Raw genomic sequence first — 7,352 nt, forward strand, 5'->3', positions numbered from 1 at the left:
GTCCGTGCTCGTGTTCCGCAGCCGGCAGCCGAGCGAGGTGCCGCTCCCGTGAGCGCGTCCACGCCGACCACCCCGACCGTCCGCGACCTCGTCGCCGCGATCGACGCGCGCACCCCCTTCGCGTGGGCGGAGGACTGGGACCGCGTCGGCCTGCTGGCGGGCGACGGCGCCGCCCCGCTCACCCGCGCGTACGTCACGCTCGACCCGTCGCCGGGCGCCGTCGCCCTCGCCACGGGTGCGGGCGCGAACGTCCTCGTCACCCACCACCCGGCATACCTGACCGCGCCCGCACCCGTGGCGGCCGCGAGCGGCCCGCAGGCCACGGTCGTCGCGGCGCTCGCGGCGGGCGTGGCCCTCGTCGCGGCGCACACGAACCTCGACCGCGACCCGGCCGGCGCCGACTCGCTGCCGCGAGCGCTCGGGCTCGTTCCTCGCGAGCCGTTGGAGTCCGGTACGCAGCCGGTCTCGCGCATCACCGTGTTCTGCCCGCCCGACGCCGCCGATCGCGTTGCCGGTGCGATGACCGCGGCCGGTGCAGGCCGCATCGGCCTGTACGCCGACTGCTCGTTCGCCGCGCCCGGCGAGGGCCGCTTCCTCGGCCTGGCGGGGGCACGTCCCGCGGTCGGCGTCCCCGGCGCGCCCGAGTGCGCCGACGAGGTGCGCGTCGAGACCGTGTGCCCGCCCGATCGCGCGGGTGCGGTCGCTGCGGCCGCGCGCGCGGTACACCCGTACGAGGAGCCGCTCATCGTCGTGGACGCAGCGTCGATCTCACGGGGAGCCGCCCGTCTGGGGCGTGTCTGTGGCGCCCCGCGGCACGCCACGGTGGACTCGGTCGCCCGCATGACCGCCACCGCCCTCGGCATCCGCCCCCGCGTGTGGGGCGACGGCTCCGCCCGGGTGTCCACGATCGCCACCTGCGGCGGGTCGGCCGGCTCGCTGGTCGAAGCCGCGCTCGCCTGCGGCGCGCAGGTCCTCGTCTGCGGCGAGCTGCGCTACCATGACGCGACCGAGGCCGCCGCCGCCGGCCTCGCCGTGGTCGAGGCGGGCCACGACGCCACCGAGTGGCCGCTCGTGCCCGTGCTCGCCGAGATCGTCCGCACGACCCCGGGCCTTGACCCGGGCGCCGTCGTCGTCGAAGAGCCGCGCGTCGCTTGGCGCGTCGTGGACCCGGAGGTCTGATGCACCCCGTCACCGCGCTGATCGAGCTGCAGGAAGCCGACCTCGAGATCGTGCGCGCCGAGAAGCGCCTCGACACGCTTCCCGAGAAGCAGGCGATCCTCGACGTCAAGCACAAGGCCGCCGAGGTCGCGGGCTTGCTGGAGAAGGCGAAGCAGTACTGCGGCGAGGTCGACCGGGCCGTGACGCGCGGCGAGGACGAGATCGCCTCGCTCACCGAGAAGATGGCCGCCGAGCAGGCGAAGCTCACCGGGGGCGAGATCACCGACCACAAGATGGTCGCGAACCTCTCGCGCGAGCTCGACGCGCTGCGCCGGCGCAAGGAGAAGCTCGAGATGGAGACGACCGCGCTGATGGAGAAGGCCGAGAAGGCCGCCAAGCAGGCCGCCACCATCGAGGCCGCCATCGGCCAGCTCGCCGCCAAGGAGGAGCGCCTCACCGAGGCGTTCAAGAAGGCCGGCGGCGAGGTGCTCGCCGAGATCGCGCGCCTGAAGGCGCGACGCGACGCGCTGTGCAAGTCCGTGCCCGCCGGCACGCTCGCGTCCTACGAGCGCGTCCGCGGATCGAGGCACGGGATAGGCGTGGGGGTGCTCAAGGAGCGGACCTGCGGCGCGTGCGGCATCGAGATCCCCGCCGACCGCGTACACGTGCTGCTCGACGGCCCCGACGTGGCCGAGTGTCCCATGTGCCGGCGTCTCATCGTCGTCCGCGTCCCGGAGTCCGGCGCGTGACGCGCTACGTGCTGAGGGCCGACGGGGGAGCGCGCGGCAACCCGGGACCCGCCGCCGCGGGGTTCGTGCTCGAGAACGGCTCGGGTGCGGTGGTGACGAGCGGCGGTCGTTGCCTCGGCTCGACGACCAACAACGTCGCCGAGTACGAGGCGCTGATCTGGGGGCTGGAGACCGCCGCGTCGCTCGGCGCCGACGAGGTCGACGTGTTCGCCGACAGCCAGCTCGTCGTGCGCCAGGTCGAGGGCGCGTACAAGGTCAAGCACGCCAACATGAAGCCGCTCTACCTGCGCGTCATGGAGCTGCTGCGCGGCTTCGAGCGGTGGAGCATCGCGCACGTGCTGCGCGAGCACAACGCCGCCGCCGACGCGCTCGTCAACGAGGCGCTCGACACCGGCGAGCAGGCCGGCGACGCGCCGTGGCCGGTCGAAACGGACCGCATGACGCTGTTCTGACGCCGACGCGCCGCCGAGCAGGCGGGCCGCGCCCCGGAGGTGACCGAGGTGTACGAGCTCACCGTCAAGGACCACTTCGACGCCGCGCATTCGCTGCCGGGCTATCCCGGCGAGTGCAGCGCGCTGCACGGGCACACCTGGGACGTCGAGGTGACCGTCGCGGGCGAGGCGCTCGACGAGGTCGGCATCGTCTACGACTTCAAGACGCTCAAAGACGACCTGCGCGCCGTGCTCGGCCGTTTCGACCACAAGCACTTGAACGCGGTGCCGCCCTTCGACGGCATCGGCCCCACGGCCGAGAACCTCGCGCGGGTCGTGTACGACGCGCTCGCCGAGACGGTGGGCGAGGGCGTGCGGGTGGTCGAGGTCGCCGTGTGGGAGTCGCCGGTCGCCCGGCTGGTCTACCGGCCTTGAGGCGCGGCGCCCGGTCCTTCGGATGCGCGACGGGCGCCCGCGAGGGCGCCCGTGCCCGAATACAAAGAGGTGTCCCGAGAAACCTCGCCTTGCGGAGTCCTTACTACTCAGCTTCCCGTTTCACGCCGTTGAGCGATCCGCGCCGGTCGGGACGACTCGCGTCATGCCCATCCGTTCAGATCCCTCGTCGGCAGCAGCTGGTACGCTGGCTTTCGTGACTCGCTCGGTCCGACTTCTCGGGACGCGATTCAAGCTACCGCTGCTCCTCGGACCCGTCAAGACGGATTGCGCGATTCGCCGTGGTTCCTGACGGAAGGCGCCCGCCTGCGCGCGGACGGTCGATATCGGTGGGTGAACGGTGCCACGGCGCGTTCGTCGCGAGGCGGGTGGCATATCTCACGCCGCATGTTAGGCTGTGCTAACAAGGCGCGGCCGACGGGGCTGCGCCGAGGCGCCGGAAGCCGGTGTGGCCATGGAGAGCGCGACCGCCGAGGAGTACCTCGAAGTCATCTACAAGCTGAGCCGTGAGGAGGCCGTGCGCCCCTCGAAGATCGCGTCGGCTCTCGGCGTCGCCGCCCCGACGGTCACGTCGCAGCTCAAGCGCCTCGAGGCCAAGGGCCTGCTCACGCGCCCGCACGGCCGCGTCAAGCTCACCGGCGAGGGCGAGGCCCGCGCACTCAGCGTGGTGCGCAGCCACCGCCTGTCCGAGCGCTTCCTCACCGATGTGCTCGGCATCCCGGTGGACGAGGCGCACGACGAGGCGTGCAAGTGGGAGCATGCGCTGTCGCCCCGCGTCCAGCAGGCGCTCGAGGAGTTCCTGCAGATGCCGGACGTCTGCCCGCACGGCCACCCGATCCCGGCCGCGGACGGGACGGTCGGCACCGTGCACGGCCACCAGCTGACCGACAGCCTCCCCGGCGACGCGGTGCGCGTCGTGCAGGTCGCCGAGGACGACGACGCCCTGCTGTCGTACCTGACGTCGCTCGGCCTGCTGCCCGGCACGGTGCTGCGGGTCGTGGACGTGGCGCCGTTCCACGGGCCACTGCTCGTCGAGGTGGGTGGCTCGCAGTACGCGCTCGGACGCGAGGTCGCCGCACAGATCGTCGTCGTGGGCGTGAGCGTGTAGCGATGGCGCACTCGCACGCACACGTCTCACGGACCGAGGCGCAGCCCGCCGCCGGCGCCGTACCGGGGCTGACTGTCGCGCTGGCCGGCAACCCGAACGTCGGCAAGTCCACGACGTTCAACCAGCTCACCGGCTCGGATGTGACCACCGCGCACTACGCGGGCACGACGACCGAGGTGGCGGTCGGCACGACGATCCTCGGCGAGCGCACCGTCCGCGTGATGGACCTGCCCGGCGTGTACTCGCTCGGCGGCAGGGGCGACATGGACCGCAACGTGCGCCGCGCGCTGCTGGAGGCGCCGCCCGACGCGGTCGTCGCGGTCGTCGATGAGACCAACCTGTCGCGCAACCTCTACCTCGTGCTGCAGCTGCTCGACCTCGGGTTCTCGCCGGTCATCGGGCTCAACCTGCACGACGAGGCGGAACGCAGGGGGATCACAACCGACCTCGACGCGCTGTCCGAGGCGCTCGGTCTGCCGGTCGTGCCGATGGTCGCCGCGCACGGGGTCGGCGTGGCGGAGGCGTTCGAACTCGCGGTCGAGGGCGCGGACGCCGGCCGCGACTCGCGCAGGCCTCCGCGGTACGCCGCCGCGTTCGAGCGGCTCGTAGCACCGCTCACGGAGGCGTGCGCGCACGTCGAGCACCCGCCGTACGGGCTGCCGCCTAGGGCGCTCGCGCTCCAGCTGCTCGAGGATCCGCACGGCGTCGAGTCGCGGCTGACCGGCAGCGCGGACGCGGTGGCCGTCGCCAAGATCGCGCGCTCCGTGCGCCGCGAACTCGCGGTCGTGGCCGGGGGCGCGCTCGGCGTCGTGGCGCGCGAGCGCTACGCCGAGGCGGACCGCATCGCCGACCGCGTCCAGGTCCGCGGCGGGTCGCACGCGCACGCGGGCCGGGACCCCTGGTCGCTCACGACCTCGCTGGCCACCGGCCTGCCGATCCTGCTGGGCGTGCTCGGAGCGGTGTTCGGGCTCCTGTTCTGGGTCGGCAACCTGCTCGCGACCGGGTTCTCCGCCTTGTGGGGCGCGGCGGTCTCGGGCCCGTTCGACGTGCTGCTCGCGCGGACGGTCGGGTCCGGGATCGTGGCGGACCTGCTGCGGTGGGGGCTCGCCGGCGTCGAGGCGTCTCTCGGGGTCGGCATCCCGTACATCCTCACCTTCTACGTGATGCTCTCGGTGCTGGAGGACTCGGGCTACCTGAGCTCGGTGGCGTTCCTCGCCGACCGTGCGATGCACAAGCTGGGCCTGCACGGCCTGGCGGTCGTCTCGCTCGTGGCGGCCGCGGGCTGCAACGTCCCGGCGGTGCTGTCGGCGAGCGCGCTGCCGAGCAAACGGGAGCGCTTCATCGCGTCCACGCTCGCGACGATGGTGCCGTGCAGCGCGAGGACGGCGGTCATCCTCGGCTCGGTCGGCGCGTTCCTCGGCGTGCTTCCGGCGCTCGGCGTGTTCGCCGTCTCGGCCGTGGTGACGGCCACCGTCGGCGTGCTGCTGCAGAGGTTCTTGCCGGGGACGTCGTCGGGGCTGGTCATGGAGGTGTTCCCCTTCCGGCGGCCGACGCTGTCCGGCGTGTGGCGCAAGGCGTGGGTGCAGTTCCGCTCGTTCCTGTCCGAGGCGGTCCCGATCGTCATCGTCGGGTCGATCCTGCTCGGCGGCCTGTACGAGACCGGCTGGCTGTGGAAGCTCACCGTCGTGCTCGACCCGGTGGTCGTGGGCTGGCTCGGCCTGCCGTCGGTGGCGGGGCTCACCCTGCTGCTCGGCGTGCTGCGCAAGGAGCTTGCGCTGCAGCTGCTGGTGACGCTTGCCGTGGTCGCGTACGGCGCGCACGTGCGCGACGTGAGCGGGTTCATGACGCAGTCGCAGGTCTTCGTCTATGCTCTGGTGAACACGCTCGCGGTGCCGTGCGTCTCGACGCTCGCCGTCCTGTGGCGGCGGCTCGGTTGGAAGGCCGCAGGCGGGATCGCGTCGATCACGGTCATCGCGGCGCTCGGGGCCGGCGGCGTCGCCGCGCGTGCCCTGCCGTACCTGGTGAACGGACGATAGGCACAACGGACGACATGCAACGCTCACAGGTCATGCGGCAGTTCGCCTTCCGGAGCCTCGTGCCCGTCGTGGTGCTCGTGGTCGTGGTCGGCCTCGTCGTGCGGTGGAGCGTCGAGCGTACCGTGGTCGACCAGTGGAGCGCCGCGCACGCGGGCGCCTGGGACGCCGCCGTGATCCCCGCGCTGGACGGCGCCGACCTGTCGCGCGACCTCGACCAGGCCGCGGTCTCGCGCCTGAATGTGGTCTTCGCCGAGCAGATGCGCCCGGGCGGCGTGCTCAACCTGAAGGTGTTCGGGCCGGAGGGCAAGCTCCTCTACTCCGCGGACGGCGAGGGCATCGGGGCCGTGTTCGACGGGGAGGGCGACTTGAAGCGCGCCATGGCGGGCAAGGTCGTGGCGCTCGCCGTGGACGAGTCCGACGAGGGTGACGACAGCCAGCCGCAAACGAGGCTGTTCGGCAAGGTCATCGAGGTGTACTCGCCCCTGCGTTTCGAGCCTCGCGGCCCGGTCGAGGGCGTCGTCGAGGTCTACACCTCGTATGAGCCGGTCGCCGGGTCGGTGAGGTCGACCACGCTGACGCTGTGGGCGGTCGTGGCGGCGGGCCTCGGCATCCTGTACCTGAGCCAGGTCGGCGTCGTGCGGCAGATACAGAACCGGCTCGTGGAGAGCGAGGACGAGGTCGAGGAGGTCAACGAGCGGCTCGCCGGCTCGATGGCCGACCTCGAGGAGTACTCGATGGGCACCCTGCAGGCGCTCATCAGCGCCGTCGACACGAAGGACAGCTACACCGCCAAGCACTCGCTCGGCGTCACGGACTACGCGGTGTCGGTCGGTCGGCTCATGGGGCTCTCCGAGCGCGAACTCACCGACCTCGAGCGCGCCTGCCTGCTGCACGACATCGGCAAGATCGGCGTGCCCGAGAAGGTGCTCTTGAAGCCCGCGCGCCTCAACGACCAGGAGTTCGAGCAGATCAAGGCGCACAGCGAGATGGGTGCGAGGATCATCGGCTCGATCCCGTTCCTGCGGGACCTGGGCGACATCGTGCTCTACCATCACGAGCGCTGGGACGGCCGCGGCTACCCCGAGGGGCTGTCCGGCGAGCGCATCCCGGCGCTCGCGCGCATCATCGGCGTGGCCGACGCGTTCGACGCCATGACGACGGACCGCCCGTACCGGCCCGCGATGCGCATCTCCGCCGCGCGCGAGGAGCTCGTGAGGTTCCGCGGGATCCAGTTCGACCCGGGCGTGGTCGACGCGTTCGTGCGGGCCATCGACTCCGGCGAGATCAAGCCGATGCTGTACCACCCCGCGCATGACCGCGGTGACGAGGCGGTCCGGGCGGGGTAGGACGGGCGCCGCGTGCGCGGGCCGGCGCCGCGCGCTGGCGGGTTCTTCGACCGCGGCCGCGCGCTGGCGGG

Annotated in this window: 7 protein-coding genes; all 7 read left to right on the plus strand. The window is 72.5% G+C overall.

The features are described 5' to 3' along the window. Nucleotides 1-48: 48 nt before the first annotated feature. The 7 genes from FDZ70_02875 (at nucleotide 49) to FDZ70_02905 (ending at nucleotide 7,281) form a co-directional block, all read left to right on the plus strand. Complete coding sequence (locus FDZ70_02875; GenBank protein ID TLM79482.1) at nucleotides 49-1,179, plus strand: Nif3-like dinuclear metal center hexameric protein; 1,131 nt, start codon at nucleotides 49-51, stop codon at nucleotides 1,177-1,179. Beyond that, the gene (locus FDZ70_02880) at nucleotides 1,179-1,907 is read left to right on the plus strand and encodes a hypothetical protein (protein TLM79483.1); all 729 of its coding nucleotides are present in this window, start codon (nucleotides 1,179-1,181) and stop codon (nucleotides 1,905-1,907) included. The genes FDZ70_02875 and FDZ70_02880 overlap by 1 nt, the downstream gene beginning before the upstream one ends. Then, nucleotides 1,904-2,359 (plus strand): ribonuclease HI family protein, encoded by a 456-nt coding sequence (locus FDZ70_02885; protein TLM79484.1) that lies wholly within the window; start codon nucleotides 1,904-1,906, stop codon nucleotides 2,357-2,359. The genes FDZ70_02880 and FDZ70_02885 overlap by 4 nt, the downstream gene beginning before the upstream one ends. Nucleotides 2,360-2,407: 48 nt before the next feature. Next, a complete protein-coding gene (gene queD, locus FDZ70_02890; GenBank protein TLM79485.1) occupies nucleotides 2,408-2,773 on the plus strand; it encodes a 6-carboxytetrahydropterin synthase QueD in 366 nt (121 codons plus the stop codon). Between the two features lie 466 nt (nucleotides 2,774-3,239). Beyond that, complete coding sequence (locus FDZ70_02895) at nucleotides 3,240-3,899, plus strand: metal-dependent transcriptional regulator (GenBank protein ID TLM79486.1); 660 nt, start codon at nucleotides 3,240-3,242, stop codon at nucleotides 3,897-3,899. 2 nt (nucleotides 3,900-3,901) lie between these two features. After that, a complete protein-coding gene (gene feoB, locus FDZ70_02900; GenBank protein TLM79487.1) occupies nucleotides 3,902-5,935 on the plus strand; it encodes a ferrous iron transport protein B in 2,034 nt (677 codons plus the stop codon). A gap of 14 nt (nucleotides 5,936-5,949) precedes the next feature. After that, a complete protein-coding gene (locus FDZ70_02905; protein TLM79488.1) occupies nucleotides 5,950-7,281 on the plus strand; it encodes an HD-GYP domain-containing protein in 1,332 nt (443 codons plus the stop codon). The last annotated feature ends 71 nt before the right edge of the window (nucleotides 7,282-7,352 follow it).

This window comes from Actinomycetota bacterium, assembly GCA_005774595.1.
GTDB lineage: Bacteria > Actinomycetota > Coriobacteriia > Anaerosomatales > D1FN1-002 > D1FN1-002.

What these genes read in the sequence shown, in the direction of transcription:
- FDZ70_02905 (TLM79488.1), top strand. Translation starts at nt 5,950, where the DNA reads ATGCAACGCTCACAGGTCATGCGGCAGTTCGCCTTCCGGAGCCTCGTG.
- FDZ70_02880 (TLM79483.1), top strand. Translation starts at nt 1,179, where the DNA reads ATGCACCCCGTCACCGCGCTGATCGAGCTGCAGGAAGCCGACCTCGAG.
- feoB (TLM79487.1), top strand. Translation starts at nt 3,902, where the DNA reads ATGGCGCACTCGCACGCACACGTCTCACGGACCGAGGCGCAGCCCGCC.